The sequence below is a fragment of the Streptomyces sp. NPDC107454 genome (genome assembly GCF_055582885.1).
The window spans coordinates 1-19158 of sequence record NZ_JBVJPA010000024.1 but is presented as its reverse complement, the minus strand read 5'-3'; the positions used below and the strand labels follow the sequence as shown (position 1 = coordinate 19158).

Sequence of the window (19158 nt, the reverse complement as noted above, 5' to 3'; positions counted from 1 at the left end):
GTGCGCCCGCCGAGGCGGAGCACCACGTGGAAGTGGTGGGACTGAAATGATTCCGGCGGTGGTGTTCGCCGGGGTGGCCGCCGGCAGTAACGCGGTGGGAACCGTGCTGCAACGGCGAGCGGCTCTGGAAGTACCCGACTCTTCGGCCCGGCTCGGTCTCGTCCGGCATCTTCTGCGCAGTCCGCTCTGGTTCGGCGGAATCCTGGGGGTCGTCTCCGCCGCGTTCTTTCAGGCTCTGGCCCTGAGCACGGGGACGCTGGCAGCGGTACAGCCGGTCTTCGTCCTCGAACTTCCCCTGGCTCTCCTGGTCGGCAGCGCGGTCTTCCGCGTCAGAGTGTCGCGCAGGTCGTGGTTCTGCGTGGTGTGTATTTTCCTGGGCCTGGCCGTCGCCCTGTTCTGCGCCTTCGCTTCGGGAGGGCGCTCCCAGGTTCCAGGACTGTGGTGGGTGCCGGCGCTCGCCGCTGTCGGCGGGGCCGGCACCGCACTTGCCCTGGCCGGGCTCCGGCGTCCGCACGGTCTGGCGCGCGCCGCCTGTCTGGCGGCTGCGGCCGCGACCGGCAACGCGCTCACCGCAGCGCTGGTCAAGTCCGCGATGGACACTCTCGTCAGGGACGGGGTTGTGGCGTTCTTCCGCGCCTGGCAGACCTTCGGCTTCGCCGCCGTCAGGTCGCTCTCCGTCTTCCTGCTGGGATACGCGATGCACTTCCAGCACTGGGCGGCCGCGGTGGCATGCCGATCTCGCAGAGTGCCGTTGGCGAGTGCGTGGTGGCCGTGGGGGACGGTGACCCGGAAGGTGTAGGCCGCTTTGTCGTCGGGGCGGTCGTTGCAAGGAAACCACGAGGGCGCACCCAGGGGCTGGGAGGCCACGAGAGTGCCGTCGTGCGGGTCACCGGTGCGGTCCCAGCCGATCTGTCCGAACGGCGAGCGCAGCGGGGCCGGTCGGCCGCGGTAGCCGACCTCCACGGTGAACGGGGTGCCTGCGGCGAGCGCGTGCGAGCCGGTCAGGTACAGCTTGTCGCCTTTCTGCCTGGGCCTCGCCGGAATGCCGTTGACACGGGCGGTGTGGGCGGTCAGGCGGGCGAGGTCCAGTTCCACCCGTGCGAGTGGCCGGTCTGCAACGGCGTGGATGTGTGCGTGGCCGTCGAGCGTGCCGCTCGACGGGTCGTACGCGAGGCGCAGGTCGTAGGAGAGGGTGTAATGGTCGTACGTGCCGTGACTCGAAAAGTAGCGGTTCTCTGCCCCGGCCTCGTCGAGGGGACCGTCTGCGGCCGTTGCGGCGAGCGGAATCAGGGCCGCGCCCCGCAGGAGGGCACGACGACTGCAATGGGTCATGCCTCACCGGTCCCGGCCGACGGCGGTACGGGGCGCGCGGCCGGTTCGCCCGCGATGGGGTTGCCGGCCCAGCGGGTGCCCGCGGGCACCGTCTCGCCGCGCATCACCAGCGAGGCGGCACCGATGGAGGCGCCCGCGCCCACGACGGTGCCGGGCAGCACGATGCCGTGCGGGCCGAGCGAGGCACCGGCGGCCAGGTGCACGGTGTCCATCCGCATGATGCGGTCGTGGAAGAGGTGGGTCTGCAGCACACAGCCGCGATTGACGCTCGCACCGTCTCCCAGGGTGACAAGGTCGGTTTCCGGCAGCCAGTAGGTGTCCAGCCACACACCGCCCCCAATGCGCGCGCCCAGACTGCGCAGCCACCAGTTCAGGACCGGGGTGCCCAGGAAGTCGCGGGCCATCCACGGCACGGCCACCGACTCCACGAACGTGTCGAAGAGTTCGTTGCGCCACACGAACGACGACCACAGCGGGTGCTCACCGGCCCGGAAACGGCCCACCAGCAGCCATTTGGTGCAGGTGGCAGTCAGCAAGGCCGCCAGGCCCGCGCCCAGCAGCAGCGGTGCGCCGACGAGTGCCGCCAGGAGCAGACCGCCGTGGGTGAAGGCGTCCTGTTCGCCCAGCAGTACGCATTCGGCGAGGGCGGTGCTCGCCATCAGAGGCAGCACGCGGCACATCTCCACCAGCGCGCGGGCCACAACCAGCCGCCGGGGCGGGGCGAACGTACGCTCCGGATCGGCCGCCGTCGCCACCCGCGGCAGCGGCAGTGCGGGTCGCCCGAGCCAGGACATACCCACCTCGCCGTGCGCGGGCATGTCGGAGAGCACGCCCACCAGGCTGTGGTCGGGCACCGTACGGCCGGGGCCGACGATGCCGGAGTTGCCGACGAACGCCCGTGTGCCTATGCGCACTTGCCCCAGCCGCATCCATCCGCCGCGTACCTCGAACGGTGCGACGAGCGTGTCGTCCGCGAGGAACGCACCGTCCTCGACGTGCAGCAGCGACGGCAGCGGCAGCACCGTCGAGATCTCGGCGTTCCGTCCCACACGCGCCCCGAGCAGCCGCAGCCAGTGCGGCGTGGCAAGGCTCGCGTACAGCGGGAAGAGGCCCCCGCGGGCGCCGTCGAGCAGACGGGTGACCAGCCACACCCGCCAGGCGACACCGCCGTCCGCGCGGTGTACACCCGGCGTGATCCCCCGCCCCAGGCCCCGCACCACCAGCGCGAGGACCAGTACCCAGCACACGGTCGTCATGACCGTGAACAGCGGAACGGCCGCCAGCAGGCGGAGCGCCGCGGTCGGCAGGGCCGACGCGTCGCGCACCAGCTGGTACGTGACCAACAGGGCCGGTAGAGCTGCCAGGAGCGGCAGCAGCGGCGCCGCTGCCAGGGACAGGGCGTAGGCGATGTTCCAGCGGCGTCGGCGCACGGTCGGCGGGGCGGGCCAGCCCTTGCTCGCGATACGTTCGGCCGGGCCGGCCGGCCGGGCCGGGGAGCCCGTCCAGCACTCACCGTCGGGGATCCGCCCGTCCAGGCAGGCGCCGGCCGTGAGTTCCGCGCTTCGGCCCACGACCGCCCCCGGCAGCAGCATGCTGCGGTGGCCCACACGGGACCCCGCCCCCAGCGCCACCGTCCCTACATGCAGCGTGTCGCCGTCCAGCCACCAGCCGGAGAGGTCCGCCCCCGGCTCGATGGCGGCCCCCTCACCCAGCTCCGCCAGACCCGTCACGGGCGGCATCGCGTGCAAGCGCACGTCCCGGCCGGTCGTGCAGCCCAGCAGGCGTGCGTACAGAGCAGCCCACGGCGTACCCAGCAGGGACGGGACGCCGAAGGCGGCCACCGCCCGTTCGGCGCTCCACAGACGCAGGTGGACGCCGCCGCCCCGCGGGTAGGCCCCCGGGCGGACGGAGCCGGCTAGGGCACGCGCCAGGCCCGCTCCGGTCATGCATCGTGACGGCGCGCTGAACAGCACCGCCCATGCCACCGCCACCAGCCACCACGGGGTGTGCGGCACCCAGGCATGCGGCGCCACCTCGCCAAGTACGTTGTCCGCCATCGCCAGCCCGGTCAGCAGACGCAGCCCCGTCACCCCGTACAAGGCCGTCTGGACCAGAATCTGCACCACAAAGGCCCGCCGTGGCACGGGCCGCACCACCCGTACCGCCTCGGTCGCACCAGACAGCGAGTCCAGATGCACGGCCATATGGCACAGCACCGGATACCGGTACAGATCGGCGACCGAGACACCCGGATGGTGCACGCGCAGCATCGAGGCCATCCGCGCCGCGGTCAGGCTGGTGCCGCCCAGCGCCACGAAATCACTGTCCGGGCCGGGACGTACACCCAGCAATTCCTCCCAGATGTCCGCGAGCCGTGCGGCCGTCCCCGCCAACTCCATCGCCGGGCCGGCAGGACCGTCCCCGCCACGCTCACCGCTGGGCGGAAGGGGCAGCGGCCAGGGCAACGCCTTACGGTCCACCTTGCCCGACGTGCGTGTCGGCAACTCCGCGACCTCGGCAAGGACCGGTACCAACTGCTGCGGCAAACGCTCCACGAGCAGCGCACGGGCCTTGTCGCTCTCGAAGGCCGAGCCCCGGCCGTCCGCGGTCAGTTGGGGTACCAGGTAGCCCACCAGCACCTGGGTACCGGCCGACGTCGTCTGCACGGCCGCCGCCGCGCCGCGTACCCCCGGCAGGGCGCTGAGCGCGGCGTCTATCTCACCGAGCTCGACGCGGCGGCCGCCCAGCTTGACCTGGTCGTCGGCGCGCCCGACGAAGATCAGGCCGTCCGCGTCGGCCCGCACCATGTCACCTGTACGGTAGGCACGCGTCCAACCCAGCGCGGGGCAGGGCCCGAAGCGGTCGGCGTCCTTGACGGGATCCAGGTAACGGGCCGTGCCCGCACCGGCGATGACCAGCTCGCCCTCCTCCCCGAACGCCACCGGCTCCCCCGTCTCGTCCACCACGGCCAACTGCCAGCCCTCCAGTGGCAGCCCGATCCGCACCACGTGGCCCGGCTCCAGGGGAGCCGCACACGCGACCACGGTGGTCTCCGTCGGCCCGTAGGTGTTCCACATCTCCCGTCCAGGCGCGGCGAACCGCTCCACCAGCCCCGCGGTACACGCCTCGCCGCCCAGTATCAGCAGCCGCACCCGGCTCAGCGCCTCGACCGGCCACAGCGTCAGCAGCGTCGGAACCGTCGACACCACCGTGATGCCACGCTCGACCAGCCAGCCGCCGAGTTCGTACCCCGCTCGCACCAGCGAGCGGGGCGCCGGCACCAGACACGCGCCGTGCCGCCACGCCAGCCACATCTCTTCACAGGAGGCGTCGAAGGCGACGGACAGCCCCGCCAGCACCCGGTCGCCGGGGCCGGGCGGCCGCTCCCGCAGGAACAAGCCCGCCTCGGCGTCCACGAACGCCGCGGCCGATCGGTGGGTAACGGCGACGCCCTTCGGCGCGCCCGTCGAGCCAGAGGTGAAGATGACCCACGCGTCGTCGTCCAGGCCGGGTCCGGGTGTCGTCCGGCCCGCCGCAGTGACTCCGACCGGCTCCACGAGCCCCTCCGGCTGTGGGTACGGCCCCAGCACCGCGCACACGCCCGCCTCCCGGAAGACGGTGGCGGCCCGCTCCTCGGGATCGTCCGCGTCAACCGGTACGTAGGCGGCGCCGCACCGGAGCACCGCCAGGATCGACAGATACAGCTCCGCCGTACCCGAAGGCACCCGTACACCGACCCGGTCACCGGGGCCTATCTGCCGCCCCGTCAGGTTCCGTGCTCGGCGTACGGTCTCCTCGCGCAGGTCGCGGTAGGAGAGCACCGCCGCTCCCGTGTCCACAGCAGGCGCATCCGGAAACGCTGCTGCCGTGGCATCCAGGACGTCGATCAGCGTACGTGGCGCGGCAGCCTCCCCGGAGCGGTAGACGGCTCGGCCGGCCAACTCCGTTGACGGGCCAAAAGACGGTTCCTCACGGGACCAGGACATCAACATGCCTCAGTTGTTCTGTTCGCTACGGACAGGTCGAAATGACCTCGGACATTCGCCTCGGAAGACGGCATCCATCCACCACGGGTTCGCTGCGAAACCGATAGATCGTCAAATCGAACACGCCGCGCAACGGCCTTGCCTCCCGTACCCGAAAGCAACCGCAACGACAGTCACCCACCGGCCGCTACCAACTCATGGGAAATAATTGGCAAGACCCCAAAATTGTTTTCGATGCGTGCAGGCGCACGAGCGCCCCTCATGCCATTACTCAGTTCTTACTGAAATCTCGCCGTGGAAAGAAATTTCTCACCTGGCCGAAAGGCCAATTCCCGGAATTTGGCCAAAGGTTCACCACCGCCCGCCCATGAGACAGGCCGCGGGGTGGTCATGGGCGGATGAGCTGGGTTTCGGCGGCGCTCAGGTCTGTGGCTGGGGTGGGCGGGGGGCCGGCGGGCGCTGTCGCCGTCACTGTCGCTGACCTTGACCAGGACGGCGACCAGCAGCCAGTTGGCCACCAGCGCCGAGCCGCGCTGGGCCAGGAACCGCAGGGCCTTGCCGATGAGCGGGATCCGGTCGGTGACGCCGGTCAGGCCGAGTTCCTCGCCGACGGTGGTGAGGATGAAGTCGCCGCGACCGGCGAACCAGATGGGTTCAGGGTGGCCCTGACCGAGGCCGGTGCCGAGCATTCCACCGGAACCGAAGCTGAACAGGGCCTGGGCGGTTCGGTCCGAGACCCGACCCGTCGGCGAAGACCAGGGCCCCGGCCTCGAGGGCACCGACGAACGCCGCGCCCGACACGCCCAGACCGCCCAGCCCGGCGAGCGCGACATCCCCCGGGGCTGATGACCAGAACGGCGCCGGGCGAGGCGCCGTAGGAGACGCCGAGGACGATCGGATCGGCGAGTGGGTTGGATGCCAGGGTCTGGAGGACCGCCCCGGCGACGGCCAGGCCCGCGCCGACCAGCGCGAACAACGCGGCCAGGGCGACGCGGGGCGCCCGGAAGGTCCACACGATCTGGTCCGGCGCCGGGTCGCCGGTGCCGCCCCGGCCAGTGATGTGACACTGCCAGGGCGGCCGGTCGAGGCCGCCCCGTTTCACCGACGGACGGACGATGCCGCCGCGTCGGAGCTCAGGCCGCTTCGTTCCCGGCCGGCGATCCCGTGGTCGGCAGCGGGTCGGGAATCGTGAGGTCCGCGATGCCGTCGGCCAGATGGACAATGAGGTCGGCCTGGACGGTCAGGCGCAGGTCGTGGGTGATGAGGAAAGTAGTGCGGCCCGCCGTGAGGCGTCGCAGGGGCGCCATGATGCGCGCGATGGACGCGTCGTCGAGTCCGGCGGTGGGCTCGTCGAGGACGACCACGGGCGCCGTGCGGAGCATGGCCCGCGCCAGCGCGATCCTGCGGCGCTGACCGCCGGAGAGGTTGTTGCCCCGTTTGCCCACGGGCGTGTCGTAGCCCTCAGGCAGCGAACTGACGAACCCGTGGGCGTCGGCCGCGACGGCGGCGGAGCGCACCTCGTGCTCGCTGGCGTCGGGACGGCCGTAGGTGATGTTCTCGTGGACCGTGCCGTCGAAGAGCATGCTGTCCTGGGGCAGCAGGGTGATGTGCCGGCGCACCTCGTCCACCGGGAGTTCGGAGATGTCCCGGCCGTCGAGCAGGATGCGGCCCTGCGAGGGCTCGTGGAAGCGCAGCAGCAGCTTGCCGAGCGTGGATTTTCCCGTACCGCTGGGTCCGGTGACCGCGACCAGCAGACCTGGGGTGATGTCCAGATGGACCCGCTGCAGCACGGGGCGGGCGGTGCCGGGGTAGGAGAAGCCGACGTCCTGGAAGGTGACGCCGCCACGAACCGGTTCGGCGAGCGGCGGGACGTCCGGACGGGGTGCGGTCTCCGGGACGGGGCCGGTGCGCAGGACCTCGATGAGGCGTTCGCAGGCAGCGGTGGCGGATGAGGCGCTGACGAGGAGTTCGCCGAGTTCCTGTAGGCGCGGGTGGAGGTAGCCGAGGTAGGCGGCGAAGGACAGCAGGCCGCCGACGCTGAGGTGCTGCTCGGAGATCTGCCAGGCGCCGGCGCCGATCACGGCCAGCACGCTGAGGGTCTCCAGCAGTTCGCTCATCGGCCCGTACACGGACGACAGCCGGATCTGCTGAAGCCCGGCGCGCATCCAGCCGCGCCCCTCGCGGTGTATCTTGCTGCGCTCCGCCTGCTGACGGCCGTACGCCTGTACCAGGGGCATGTTGGCCAGACTCTCCTCCAGCAGGGAGGCCAGCCGGCCGTTGCTGTCGCGTTCCGCGCGGCTGGCGGTGCGCATCAGGGCGCCGAACACCCGGGCGCCGACCCAGATCAGCGGAGCGGCGGTCAGGGTGATCAAGGCCAGTTGCCAGCTGGTCCAGAAGGCCGCAGCGGCGAAGACGACGGCGCCGACAGCTGAGGTGATCAGCTCGACGGGTGCGGAGGCAACCAGCGACTCGACGGCCTCGACGTCTCCGGTCAGCCGGGAGACCAGGTCGCCGGTGCCGTACCGGTCCAGGGCGTCTGGTGGGACTTGCTGGAGGTGCTGGAAGACCCGGTCGCGCAGACCGAGCAGGAAGTGCTCGCTGGTCCAGCCCGCAAGGTAGCTGCCCGCCACTGAGGCCGCCGCGCCCGCCGCGGCGAGGCCGAGCCACAGGGCGGCGGGCCCCCAGAAGGCGGCGAGGTCGCCGGGGGCCAGCACGTCGTCGGTCAGTTGGCCGACGATGCCGATCGCGGCCGCGTCGCACCCGGCCGACACCACCAGCAGCACGGCAGACACCAGCACGGCCGCGCGGTTGACGCTGACCAGGGGCCAGAACGTCCGGAACGCGGCCAGGGGCGAGATACGGGCGTGGCGCATCCGGGCAGGTGCCCGGGCCCCTGCCACGGACATGGTGATCGGTGCTGCGGCGCGCATGGCTGATGCTCCCTGGGCACTGCCCAATCCGACAGCGTGCCGGGATCCGTTCCGCTCCCGATTGCACGGAAGGACCCCGGCACGATCTGCCTGTGTGGTCGTGTCGCTCGACGCGCGGTTACTTGGCGTGCTTCTTGTGCTTGCGGTGGTGCTTCTTCTTGTGGTGCTTGGCCTTGGCGGCGCCGACTTCCTTCTTCTTGGCCTTCTTGGCCAGCGTGATCTTGGCGAAGGACACGGTGATCTCCTTCCTAAAGACCCGTCAACAGACTTTGGCCGCTGCTGACTTGGTCTGGTGTGGCACCTGTTAGTACGGGGACGGCCGATGCCTCATTCAAGAAGGAAGGTGAGTGTTGAGTTACATTCTCTTACCGAATCCCCGAACACGGAAAAGACCGCGAAGCCGTTTCTCGAATGATCTTGGAACGTGTGGGGCGAATAAGGTTCGCGGTCGGGTGATGTTCCGGCTGCTCGCGCATGAAGGCAGACACCTCTCGGTAGCTCAAGTACCTCTTCTGTCTGCTCCTCCGTCAGGATCGGTGCTGGTCACGTCCCTTGCGATGGTGTGGTCGGCGTATTCGGCGACGTAGATGGCCGTCCTGCTGCCTTCGGACACGTAGCGGAGGGGGAAGACGGCTCATTCGTCGTGCATCTCGCTGAGCACGGCGGTGACCAGTCGTTCGAGCGCGGCCGGGTCGGGGAAGACCTGCACGACGTCGGTGCGGCGCTTGATCTCGCGATTGATCCGCTCCGGCGGATTTGAGGGCTGGATCTTTTTCCAGTGGGAGATGAGGGAAGCGGCGAAGGCGGTCAGATCCTCCTTGGCATCCATGAGCATCTGCCTGACCTTGGGGAACTGCTGCCCGAGCTTGTCGGACACCGCATCGAGCTGGTGGTGAAAGGCTTCGAACGGTAGCCACGACGGACCAGCTTCTTCATCCTCCAGGCACCAGCAGACACCTCCGATGCGTGGGACCGCCAGGTCAACGGCGCCGGAGACGACGCCGGCCTCACCTTCGCCTGCCGGTTCCTCCCCCTTCCCCTGGAGCAACGACTGGCCGACGATCAGGACACACGGCTGGACCACCGTGACCGTTGACAGTCAGTATTCGGTAGCAGGACACCGACCGGTGGCGCCGCCGCCAGGGACACCACACCGGGGAGCTGACGAAGACGAGGCGGGAGTGGGACCCCAGCCCCGAGGACCCCCAGTCTTCGGGCGAGGAGGCAGCCCCGTTGATCACGGCGCGGAGTCCTTCGTGTTGCGCGCCGCGGCGTACGCCTGTGCCGGGGTCATCGCCACCCCGTTGAGCTGAACGGTCTTGTACTGGCTGACCTTGGCGCACTTGGACTCGTCAGCGGTCTGGGCATGGGCGTTGGATACGGCGGCGTTGGTGTCGGCCGGGGCGGCCGACGAACTGCCCGAGTACGTTGTGCCGGAGGGCCAGTCGCTGCCGATGACCAGAGTCAGTCCGTGCGCACTACCCTCGGTGAGCTGCTTGGCGGGCAGCTTCAGGGCGGAGGCCACCGTCTGTGCCTCGGCCGTCTTGCCGGGGCCGTAGGTGAGCGTGGTGGTCGCGGCCTGTTCGGGCGCGTTGCTGGTGCTGGTGCTGGTGCCGGAGCTGAAGCCCTTGGCGATGAGGGCGGAGGCGACCACCGAGGCACGCCCGCCGGTAGTGCTGCCGTTCTCCACCCGGACGGCGATCTGCGAGGCCGGCACCGTGGCCGTCGCGGAGGGCGAGGCGGACGCCGTCTTCTTGTCGCTGCCCGAGCTCAGGGACTGGTCGTTGGCGATGGAGGCGAACAGCGACTTCGCGCCCGAGCCGACGACGACGCGGTCAGCGTTGCTCGGGTCGGGAGCGGTCTGCATGGTGGTGAACGTCATCCGCTTCGACGGGACCTTGTCCAGGTCGGTCGCCAGACCGATGAGTTTGCCGACGCTGCCCAGGCCGGTGTCCACGGTCAGGGCCTTGGTGGCGGCGTCGGCCAGCGAGTAGACCTTGGCGGGGTTGGCCAGCGTGCCCGCACTCTTGAAGTTGCGGATCATCGCGCTGAGGAACAGATGCTGGGAGACGGTCCGGCCCAGATCGCTGCCGTCACCGAAGCCGTGCCGGGAGCGGACGAACTCCAGCGCCGCCTCGCCTTTGAGGGTGTGGGGGCCCTTGGCGAGCTTGAGGTGCGAGTAGGTGTCGTAGACGTTGTCGCTGACGCACACCGACACCCCGCCCACCGCATCCGACATCTTCACCACGCCGGAGAAATCGAGCATCACGAAGTGGTCGATGGGTATGCCGGTCAGCTGGTGCACGGTGGTGACCTGACAGGCCGGCCCGTACTGCAGGGCGCTGTTGATCTGCCCGTAGTAGCCGGGCGTCGACTGGCCGCTGTCCGGGTCCTTGCAGGCGGGCACATGCGTCATGGTGTCGCGCGGCACACTCATCACGGTGGCGTTGGAGCGGTCGGCGGACACGTGCACCACCATCTCCACGTCCGCGTTGTGCCCGGGCGTCGAACTGGCCGAGCCGCAGCCACCGCCCAGCTTGCAGTCGGCCGCGTTGCTCCGCCCGTCCGAACCGATCACAAGGATGTTGATCGGTGTACGGCCGAAGGCGTCGGCCTTCTCCTTGCCATTGGCGCCGTCATCGATCGACACGCTGTGGATGTTGCCGTTCAGGTGCTGCCACAGCCACGTCCCGGTGCCCGCGACGACCAGGATCAGCGCGGACACCGTGAACAGGGCTATGCGGCCGAGCCGCTTGCGCCGGGCCGCGGGTTTGGCCAGCCGTCCCGACCTACGGCCCTGAGACTGAGGCGCCTGCCGGGCCGCAGCCCGGCCGCCCTGCGGCAGCCTGGCAGGCCCGCTGTCGTCCGCCCTCCGCGGGCGGGGCGGAGCGGCGGAGCGGCCGCGCGTCGTCTGGCGAACCGAGCCCCCGTCCCAGGAGTCGCCCATTCCCTCTCCCTACGCTCGTCGCCGACGCCAACCGCCGGCGCGGCGGCCCGACAGCACGGACCCCGGTCCCGCTCGTAGGGGAGCACCCTCGGTTGGGATAATTGCGCAATATAGCAACTGTCGCTGATGGCACCGGCACCTTCTCCCGCAATTCCGCTCAGCGAAAGATCCGGTTGGCGAACTGCGGCACCGGCGACGGCACCTCTGGCCAGCCATAAGCCCCGTCCGAACGCAGACACCGAAGGGAAGGGGGGACTGGACGACGTCCACAGCGCCTCGGCCCGAGGAAGAACTGACGGACGTCACCAATGCGTTGCGCGAGGCGGCCGATGGCAGCCGGGATGACACACCGACCGGAGACACCGACCGAGGGCCGGCGCCAAGGAGGCACTGTCCGAACCGGCCGCACGCGCGCACGCACGCATGCAGTTCGACTCCAACGCCACCTGGCGCAGCGACCGGAATCCTTCGAGGCGGACCGTCAATCGAGACGATGACCGCTTCTGGGCCTATCCGGGTAACCGCTGGTCTCAAGCGCTGGGCATCAGCCCATGAGACCGCACGCCACCTCACGACGCTTCGAACCTACCGCTGCGGCTTCCACGCAAAGGGCGGGCCGCTGCGGCACGGCTTCGACGCGGTCGGCCGCCGACGAGTCGGCAACAGGAGGCTCAGTGTGCCGTGTGGCCCTCCGTGGTCGGCCGAGCTGTCGCGGTCTCGCCGGGAGCGGACTGGATGACGCGGGGCGCCTCCGCGACGGAGGAGGACGCATCCTCGGCCGGGGCGGCCGACTGGGCGGTGCCGTCGTCCTTCATGGCCTTGGCCTCACTCTTGAGAATGCGCATCGACTTGCCCAGCCCTCGGGCGGCCTCGGGGAGCTTCTTCGAGCCGAACAGCAGGATGATCACGATCGCCACGATCAGCAGGTGCCAGGGTTCCAGTCCGTTGCGGAGCATCTGGCCCCACCCCTTCTCTTCACCGGACAGTGGCGCACGCCGGATCGGCGTACCATCTGCCATCATTGCCACATTGCGCAACTGTACAACCATGGGATGGGGCCCGTCGTCCCCTCCGTATGAGTCGCACGGACGAGGGCACGCCCATGACCGCCATGGGGGATGAGAACACACCCTCCGGCCACCGGCGCCGGGCGGAGCCGCCCCGGCGCGCGGATCTCGCGGCGGCCACGCGGGACGCAACCGCAACCGCAGCCCGTGGACAACAGCGCTCCTCGGCATCATGCCGGTGGCGGGTATTCCCCTGCCGTTCGTCTCCTACGGCGGCTCGTCGATGTTCGCGGTGTGGGTGGCGACGGGGCTGTTGCAGTCGATCCGGGTGCAGCGCCCCATGTCGGCGTAGAAGGTTGGCGCGGGAAGGCTGAGACCGCGCCGGAAAGGGGAACTCCCCTGAAGGCCGGCCCGACCGATGCCGCCGAGGCGGCGTTCTGGTACTACCGGCCCTGGACGGCGCCTCGGCCTCCCCACTGCACGCTCACGACGTCACCCTCACCTGCCCCCAGGGCGACTACATCGACGAGGCGGCCTTCTTCGACCGATGCGTTTCGCGGAACAGCGTGAGCAGCCGCTGTTCCGCGAGGTGATCGGCGGTCGGGAACACTGCGGAGGTCTTCGCGTCTCACCACGGAGTCCAACGGGTGGTGAGGTTGCGCTCATGACGTGCCCGGGCCAGAGCGAGCCCGGCGGCATAGAGCGCCAGGACGACGGCGAGGAGCAGGTAGTACTGGAACGGCAGCGTGCTCAGGCCGAGCACCGGCCCGAGCGGTGAGGGCGGCAGCGCGATGCCGATGACGGCCAGTGCGGCCGCGGACCAGCCGACCGGGCCGAGCGCGCGGCCCTCGATGAGTCGGCGTCCGCTGCGCAGGAGCACCATCACCAGGGCCTGGGTGATCAGGTTCTCGGTGAACCAGCCGGAATGGAAGACGGCTTCGTCGTTCCCGGTGCCGGGGCCGTGCAGGGTCAGGGCGAGGACGGCGAAGGTGGCCAGGTCGGCAACGGCGTTGAGGACGCCGAATCCGGTGATGAACCGCAGGACATCGCGCGGGCTCAGGACCGTCGGGCGACGCAGCACCGACGGGTCAGGACGGTCGAATGCGAAGGCGAGCTGGGCCGTGTCGAAACACAGGTTCTGCACGAGTACCTGAGCCGGGAGCATCGGCAGGAAAGGCAGCAGCAGACCCGCGGCGAGCATCGCGATGATGTTGCCGACGTTCGATGACAAGGTGATACGCAGGTACGTGGCGATGTTGCCGCCTGCATACCGGCCCGCGCTGATGGCGTGGTCTATCGCGGTGAGGTCCTTCTCGGCGAGCACCACGTCGGCGCCCTCCCGCGCGACGTCCGCGGCACCCTGCGGCGCGATGCCGACCTCGGCCGCGCGTAGCGCCGGCAGGTCGTTGACCCCGTCCCCCAGGAAGCCCACGGTGTGTCCGCCGGCTCCCAGCGCGGCGGTGATCCGCGCTTTGTGCTCGGGGGTGCAGCGGGCGAAGACCGTCGTACGGCGGGAGAGTTCTGCGAGTTCGGCGTCGGTAAGGCCGTCGATGCGGTCGGCGCACCGGACTGCGTCCGGACCCAGAGGGATGTTCAGGTCGCGGCAGGCGCGGGCGGCGGTCCCGGGGTGGTCACCCGTGAGGATCTTGACGGTGACACCCCGGTCGGCGAAGCCCTTCATGGCTTCGGCGGCGGTGGGTGCAAGGGCGTCATGCAGGGTGACGAAGCCGCAGAAGGCCAGGCCGCGTTCGTCGGCGGGTGTGTAGTCCCGCATGCTGGCCGGGCGTTCAGCGGTGGCGACCGCCAGGACACGCAGTCCGTCTTCCGCCTCGCGGGACGCCAGCGCCGTCAACCGTTTACGCTCTTCCTCCTCCAGGGTGCAGCGCTCCAGGACGGCTTCGACGGCTCCCTTGACGACGAGCGTGTGCATGCCGAGGCGGCCGGTGGTACGGACAACGGCGGTGGACAGGCGGCGTGCCGGGTCGAAGGGCAGAGCCGCCACCCCGTCGTACGACAGGAGCTCTTCCTCGGCAACCGCGTCCAGGAGCGCCTCGTCGAGTGCGTCCGGCTCGGGCAGGTCGGCGAGTTGCAGGGTCCACCAGCCATTGACCGCAGCCCAGTGCAATACGTCGGGGGCATCACGCCCGTCCGCGTCCAGGGCACGGTCGACGACCGGCCGGTCCTGGGTGAGGGTGCCGGTCTTGTCCAGGCACAGCACATCCACGGCGCCCAGATCGTGCAGCGCCGGGAGCCGCTTGACGATCACGCCGTGCGTGCGGGCCAGCAGCGACGCGCCTCGGGCCAGACAGGTGGTGACGACAACCGGCAGCATCTCCGGAGTCAGCCCGACCGCCACCGCGACGGCGAACGGCACCGTCTCCAGGCCGCGGTCGCGCAGCGCGGCGTTGGCCATCAGCACCAGCGGCGGAGTCAGCAGCATGAAGCGGATCAGGATCCACGAGATGCCGTGCACCGACCGGTCGAAGGCACTCGCCTCGCGCTGCCCGGCCGTACGTCCGTGGGCGGCCGCGAGTTGCGTGTCCGCTCCAGTCGCGACGACGACCGCGGTGGCACTGCCAGAGGAGACGCTGCTGCCCTGGAAGCACAGCTGCGGCTGCTCGAACATCCCGATGCCGTCCGGGTGGAAGATGTCCGCGGCACTCTTCACGACGGGCGCCGATTCCCCCGTCAACGCCGCCTGATGGACGGTCAGTCCGCTCGCGCGCAGCAGTCGCACATCTGCCGGGACCAGATCGCCCGCGCCGAGCTTGATGATGTCGCCGGGGACCAGCTCATCCACAGGAATCTCCCGGGCCGACGGAGCCACGTCCTCGGCGGCCCGCCGCAGCACGGTGGACGTGCTGGCGACCAACTCGCGCAGCCCGGCCATGGACCGGTCGGCCCGGCGCTCCCCGGAGGCCCGCAGCGCGCTGCTGACCACAACCAGCAGCAGAATCACACAGGCAGTGGACCAAGCGAAGACGGCGGCGGACACGAGACCGAGGCAGAGCAGCACCGCGGTGAACGGATCGCGCAGACTGCGCACGACGAGCCGTGCCCAGGAGGCGTCCTGCCGTGCCGGGAGCAGGTTCTCCCCGGAGCGGACCAGGCGGACCGCCGCCTCGTCGTCCGTCAGCCCGCGCGGCCCGGTGTCCAGCTGCCGCAGGACCTGCAGTGCCGTCGCCACGCCGAACGACGAGTCGGCCGTCTCGCCGGCATGCGCCACCCCAGGTGCCGACACAGTCCCGGACAGCGGCGCTTCGGCGCCCTGTCGCGAGGCCGAGGCGAACCTAGGCACCGGTCCCGTGCAGCCGACGCCCCGACGCCTCTTGGGCTCGCGCGGCCAACTGCCCGACCATCACCCGGACGACGGTCACCACGTGCGGGTCGTCGACGTAATAGATCTGCCGCCGGCCTTCACGGCGAGCACGCACGAGGCCGGCGAGTTTCAGCTTCGACAGGTGCTGGCTGACGGCGGGCAGGGCGCCGCCCACCCGGTTGGCCAGGTGAGTGACGTCGCACTCGCCCTCGGAAAGGGCCCACATGATGTGCAGCCGAGCCGTCGAAGCAAGCAGTCCGAAGGCGGCGGCCGCCGCCCCCAGCACCTCGGCCGAGGGGTCCTGAACGCTACCGCCGAACTTCGCCACGGTCCTCTCCCGCCCACACTCACGTCACACCCAACGCACATCTGAGCACCCAGTGTAGGCGCCGACGCGTCGGCATCCGGCCGCGCCGGGACACCCGGCCGTCCTCAACGGGACGGCCGCGCGGCGTCGGGAGTCCTACGGCTAATCCTCGTAGTAGTTGTTGACGACCACTTCGGGCTCGTCGTCGTCGAACGCCTCGTTGAGCAGCGCGCCGCCGACCAGCCCGGCCGCACCGGCGCCGATGAGCGCGCCCGCACCGAAGCGGCGGCCGCCGCCCTGCTGCTGACCGTGATCATGGTGATCGCCGTACTGCTGGGGATAGCCCTGCTGGGGGTAGCCCTGGGGCGCGGTCTGCGGGTAGCCCTGCTGGGGCGGGGTGTAGAACGGCGGCGCGGTGGTCTGCACGCGCTGCGCGCAGCCGCCGCACGTCTGCACCGGCCGGGGCACACCCCACTGCGGGGACCACGCCACCGTTGTCATGCCGGGGCCGTGGTTGGGATCGAAGAAGCACGTCACGAAGGAACTCCCTGTCGGTTGTGGTGGCGCAGCGGCCGTCGGCGTCATGGGGGAAACAACGGTCGGGGTCGGCGTGACGACGGGCGGCGGCGGTGCGTACGTGCTGGTAGCCGCGCCGGCAGACGCAGGAGCCGAGGTCCCGCGCAGGACGTCCACGCCGTAGTCGGTGGCAATGCCGGCGAGCCCAGAGGCGTATCCCTGGCCAACGGCACGGAATTTCCAGTCCGCGCCGTGCCGGTACAGCTCACCGAAGACCAGCGCCGTCTCAGACGACAGCCCCCCGGCCGCCAGGTCGTAGCGAGTCAGCTCGGTGCTGCTGTCCCGGTCCAGGACACGGATGTGGGCGCGGTGCACCTGCCCGAAGTTCTGGCCACGGGCCGCACCCTCGTACAGGGACACCGGAAAGACGATCTTCGCTACCTCGGCCGGCACCCGGGCGAGGTCGACCTGGATCTGCTGCTCGTCCCCGCCGTACGGAGCACCGCTGCCGGAGTGTCGGACCGAACCGTCCGGACTGCTGATGTTGTTGAAGAAGACGAAGTGCTCGTCGGACAGCACCTTCCCGGACTGGTCGCACAGCAGCGCGCTCCCGTCCAGCTCGTAACCGGTGCCCGCCTGCCAGCCCAGCCCGACCGTGACCGCAATCAGGCCGGGAGCCTGCTTGCTCAGCGACACATTGCCGCCCTTGGCCAGGAACACACTCATTCTCATTGGACTCCTCCGCAGCCGCTTCGGCTTCCCGTACTCATCATGATCAACGCCAACCCATCCCTTCCGGTTCCATGATTGCGCAACTGAGCAATACATCATCACCGGTCTGGTGTGTCCGCCACCCTCCCGACCCGACCCCGCTGGAGGACAACGACGCGGGCACCAACGGCTGGATCGTCCGCGGGCTGCCGACCGGAGCCATCGCCAAGATCCTGCTTCCAGGCCGTGCCGCGGGCAGCCTGATCGCAACCACACTCATCGGTATCGCGGGCGCATTGGGCGCGGCGATCGGCGGCTCATTCGTCCTGCTCATCGGCTACCGCGCCCTGTTCGGCAACTCGCGCGAACGAGCGGGCCCTGAATACCAACCGGCCGCAGGTGGGGGGCGATGACGGTCAGAAGGTCCTGGAACGTGCGCCCTGCGGCGGGCTCACCGATGGCCTTCGGCTGCCAGCCCGGCCCGGCCCGGCCCGGCCCGGTGGAGCTTGGCCATGATCTGGGCCGCGAACAAGCCACGCCACTGAGCGTGTAGCGGGCGGGGTCCTCGCCGGTGGCGGTCCCCGCAAGCGTGAGGGCCGGCCTTTCGTGCGGATGCCCGCCGCGGACGAAGCAGGACTCGCCGCGCTCACGATGCGTAAGGTGCTCGACGGCGAACACAACCGGAAGGCGGTTCCGGCCGGCTTCATCACCGCGCTCCCGACCGACGACGGGAACTGCTGGACGGCGCCGAAGACGAACCGGAGGACTGACGCGACATCGGGGCCTTCGTCTCCCTTCTCCTCGTCCGGCCGTTGACCGCCTGGCCCATCGCCGCCCGGCCGAACACCGCCTCCATCCGCGAGCCACGCCGCTGCAGAGAGGCAGCGCGACACCCAGGGCGCCGGAGCGTCACGGCGCGGCACCACACCAGATGATTGCCATATTGCGCAAGCATAGAACTCTGGGGCGGGACGGGACGGTCCACTCCGTGCGACTTCCGTACGTACTCCGGCGGACGAGGGGCGCGCGTATGCCGACCAGCCATCAAGCGCCGACACATCGCGGCCGGAGCCATCGCTTCACAGCGCCCCCGTCTTCGCGCCACCGGTCCTCCCGCGGCGATGTACGCAGGCGCAAGCGCGGGCAGCGCAGGCGGATCCGGACGCTTGTGGCCACTGGCGCGTCACTGCTCGTACTGCTCACGGCCGGGATGGGCCGGCTCTGGCTGACGCTGACCGGCACCATCGACACGTTCGACGCGAACGGCGTCTCCAACAGCCGCCCCAACGCCGGACCCAAGGGCGACAACGTCCTGGTCATCGGCTCCGACGGGCGCGTCAACGGCAACAGTGCGTTGGGAGGCGGCAACCAGCACGACGTGGGCCGCTCCGACACAGCGTTCCTGCTGCACGTCTACGGCGACCACCAGCACGCCGTCGCGGTATCGATCCCACGTGACACGCTGGTCACGATCCCGCCGTGCCGCCTGCCGGACGGTTCATGGACCTAGGTTCAGAGCAACACCATGTTCAACGCGGCCTATTCGGTCGGGCAGGCCGCCAAGGGCAACCCAGCCTGCACCCAGAACACCGTCGAGCAGCTGACCGGACTGCGTGTGGACCACACGGTCGTCGTCGACTTCAAGGGGTTCGCCAGGCTGACCGAGGCGGTCGGCGGGGTGACGGTGTGTGTACCGCAGGACGTCTATCAGAAAGATCTCAATCCGAACCGCACCACCCGCGGCCAACTCCTCTTCCACAAGGGCGAACAGACCCTCTCGGGGCAGAAGGCGCTCGACTACGCGCGAATCCGGCATGGCATCGGGGACGGCTCCGACATCGGGCGAATCAAGCGTCAGGCAGGCGTTCGTGGCCAGCCTGATCAAGAAAATGAAGGGGGCTGGGCTCACCCCGACTAAGCTTCTGCCCCTCGCTGATGCCGCCACCAAATCGATGACCGTCGATCCCGGCTTGGGGACGGCGAACAGGCTGGTCTCCTTCGCTATGGCAGTCAACAACCCGGGACTGAAGTCCCGGGCTTGCACAACGGGCGCCACTGGCTGTGGTGCTGCGTTTGCGTCCTGTCCCACTCACGGGTGCGGGA

At 69.9% G+C, this 19158-nt stretch carries 10 protein-coding genes and 6 pseudogenes; 4 read left to right on the top strand and 12 right to left on the bottom strand.

The annotated features are described in order from the left end of the window. Window positions 1-46: 46 nt before the first annotated feature. Window positions 47-799 (top strand): DMT family transporter, encoded by a 753-nt coding sequence (locus ACZ69M_RS43730; protein WP_470058996.1) that lies wholly within the window; start codon window positions 47-49, stop codon window positions 797-799. Here the strand turns inward: ACZ69M_RS43730 and ACZ69M_RS43725 are convergent. The 8 genes and pseudogenes from ACZ69M_RS43725 to tatA form a co-directional block, all read right to left on the bottom strand. Further along, window positions 781-1332 (bottom strand): annotated as a pseudogene (locus ACZ69M_RS43725) (M1 family metallopeptidase); the annotation flags it as partial. The gene ACZ69M_RS43730 and the pseudogene ACZ69M_RS43725 overlap by 19 nt on opposite strands. Beyond that, complete coding sequence (locus ACZ69M_RS43720) at window positions 1329-5318, bottom strand: Pls/PosA family non-ribosomal peptide synthetase (RefSeq protein WP_470058994.1); 3990 nt, start codon at window positions 5316-5318, stop codon at window positions 1329-1331. The gene ACZ69M_RS43720 and the pseudogene ACZ69M_RS43725, both read right to left, overlap by 4 nt. Window positions 5319-5596: 278 nt before the next feature. Beyond that, window positions 5597-6151 (bottom strand): FtsW/RodA/SpoVE family cell cycle protein, encoded by a 555-nt coding sequence (locus tag ACZ69M_RS43715; protein WP_470058992.1) that lies wholly within the window; start codon window positions 6149-6151, stop codon window positions 5597-5599. A gap of 65 nt (window positions 6152-6216) precedes the next feature. After that, window positions 6217-6333 (bottom strand): annotated as a pseudogene (locus tag ACZ69M_RS43710) (iron chelate uptake ABC transporter family permease subunit); the annotation flags it as partial. 118 nt (window positions 6334-6451) lie between these two features. Then, a complete protein-coding gene (locus ACZ69M_RS43705) occupies window positions 6452-8248 on the bottom strand; it encodes an ABC transporter ATP-binding protein (RefSeq protein WP_470058991.1) in 1797 nt (598 codons plus the stop codon). 637 nt (window positions 8249-8885) lie between these two features. Next, window positions 8886-9137 (bottom strand): annotated as a pseudogene (locus ACZ69M_RS43700) (transposase); the annotation flags it as partial. Window positions 9138-9485: 348 nt separating this feature from the next. Next, on the bottom strand, window positions 9486-11195 hold the full coding sequence (locus ACZ69M_RS43695) for an LCP family protein (RefSeq protein WP_470058989.1): 1710 nt from the start codon (window positions 11193-11195) through the stop codon (window positions 9486-9488). Window positions 11196-11866: 671 nt separating this feature from the next. Continuing rightward, a complete protein-coding gene (tatA, locus tag ACZ69M_RS43690) occupies window positions 11867-12151 on the bottom strand; it encodes a Sec-independent protein translocase subunit TatA (RefSeq protein WP_470058987.1) in 285 nt (94 codons plus the stop codon). Window positions 12152-12425: 274 nt separating this feature from the next. Here tatA and ACZ69M_RS43685 point away from each other — a divergent pair. Further along, a pseudogene (locus tag ACZ69M_RS43685) lies at window positions 12426-12554 on the top strand (FtsW/RodA/SpoVE family cell cycle protein); the annotation flags it as partial. A gap of 276 nt (window positions 12555-12830) precedes the next feature. On the opposite strand, the gene mgtA reads toward ACZ69M_RS43685, so the two are convergent. The 3 genes from mgtA to ACZ69M_RS43670 form a co-directional block, all read right to left on the bottom strand. Further along, complete coding sequence (gene mgtA / locus ACZ69M_RS43680) at window positions 12831-15428, bottom strand: magnesium-translocating P-type ATPase (protein ID WP_470058985.1); 2598 nt, start codon at window positions 15426-15428, stop codon at window positions 12831-12833. A gap of 64 nt (window positions 15429-15492) precedes the next feature. After that, window positions 15493-15849, bottom strand: a complete 357-nt coding sequence (locus ACZ69M_RS43675) for an ArsR/SmtB family transcription factor (RefSeq protein ID WP_470058983.1) — start codon at window positions 15847-15849, stop codon at window positions 15493-15495. 141 nt (window positions 15850-15990) lie between these two features. After that, entirely contained in the window at window positions 15991-17070 is a 1080-nt protein-coding gene (locus ACZ69M_RS43670; RefSeq protein ID WP_470058981.1) for a TerD family protein, read from the bottom strand. A 146-nt stretch (window positions 17071-17216) separates the two neighbouring features. On the opposite strand from ACZ69M_RS43670, the gene ACZ69M_RS43665 reads away from it, so the two are divergent. Next, window positions 17217-17468 carry a GlsB/YeaQ/YmgE family stress response membrane protein gene (locus ACZ69M_RS43665; RefSeq protein ID WP_470059217.1) on the top strand — a complete coding sequence of 84 codons (252 nt, stop codon included), beginning with the start codon at window positions 17217-17219 and terminating at the stop codon, window positions 17466-17468. On the opposite strand, the pseudogene ACZ69M_RS43660 reads toward ACZ69M_RS43665, so the two are convergent. Beyond that, window positions 17452-17628 (bottom strand): annotated as a pseudogene (locus ACZ69M_RS43660) (TerD family protein); the annotation flags it as partial. The gene ACZ69M_RS43665 and the pseudogene ACZ69M_RS43660 overlap by 17 nt on opposite strands. A gap of 457 nt (window positions 17629-18085) precedes the next feature. Here ACZ69M_RS43660 and ACZ69M_RS43655 point away from each other — a divergent pair. Next, window positions 18086-19158: pseudogene (locus ACZ69M_RS43655) on the top strand (LCP family protein); the annotation flags it as partial.

Bases quoted from the DNA above. Each gene is read 5' to 3' on its own strand.
- ACZ69M_RS43695 (WP_470058989.1), bottom strand. From the start codon at position 11,195: ATGGGCGACTCCTGGGACGGGGGCTCGGTTCGCCAGACGACGCGCGGC.
- ACZ69M_RS43670 (WP_470058981.1), bottom strand. From the start codon at position 17,070: ATGAGTGTGTTCCTGGCCAAGGGCGGCAATGTGTCGCTGAGCAAGCAG.
- ACZ69M_RS43705 (WP_470058991.1), bottom strand. From the start codon at position 8,248: ATGCGCGCCGCAGCACCGATCACCATGTCCGTGGCAGGGGCCCGGGCA.
- ACZ69M_RS43720 (WP_470058994.1), bottom strand. From the start codon at position 5,318: ATGTCCTGGTCCCGTGAGGAACCGTCTTTTGGCCCGTCAACGGAGTTG.
- ACZ69M_RS43730 (WP_470058996.1), top strand. From the start codon at position 47: ATGATTCCGGCGGTGGTGTTCGCCGGGGTGGCCGCCGGCAGTAACGCG.
- ACZ69M_RS43715 (WP_470058992.1), bottom strand. From the start codon at position 6,151: ATGTCGCGCTCGCCGGGCTGGGCGGTCTGGGCGTGTCGGGCGCGGCGT.
- tatA (WP_470058987.1), bottom strand. From the start codon at position 12,151: ATGCTCCGCAACGGACTGGAACCCTGGCACCTGCTGATCGTGGCGATC.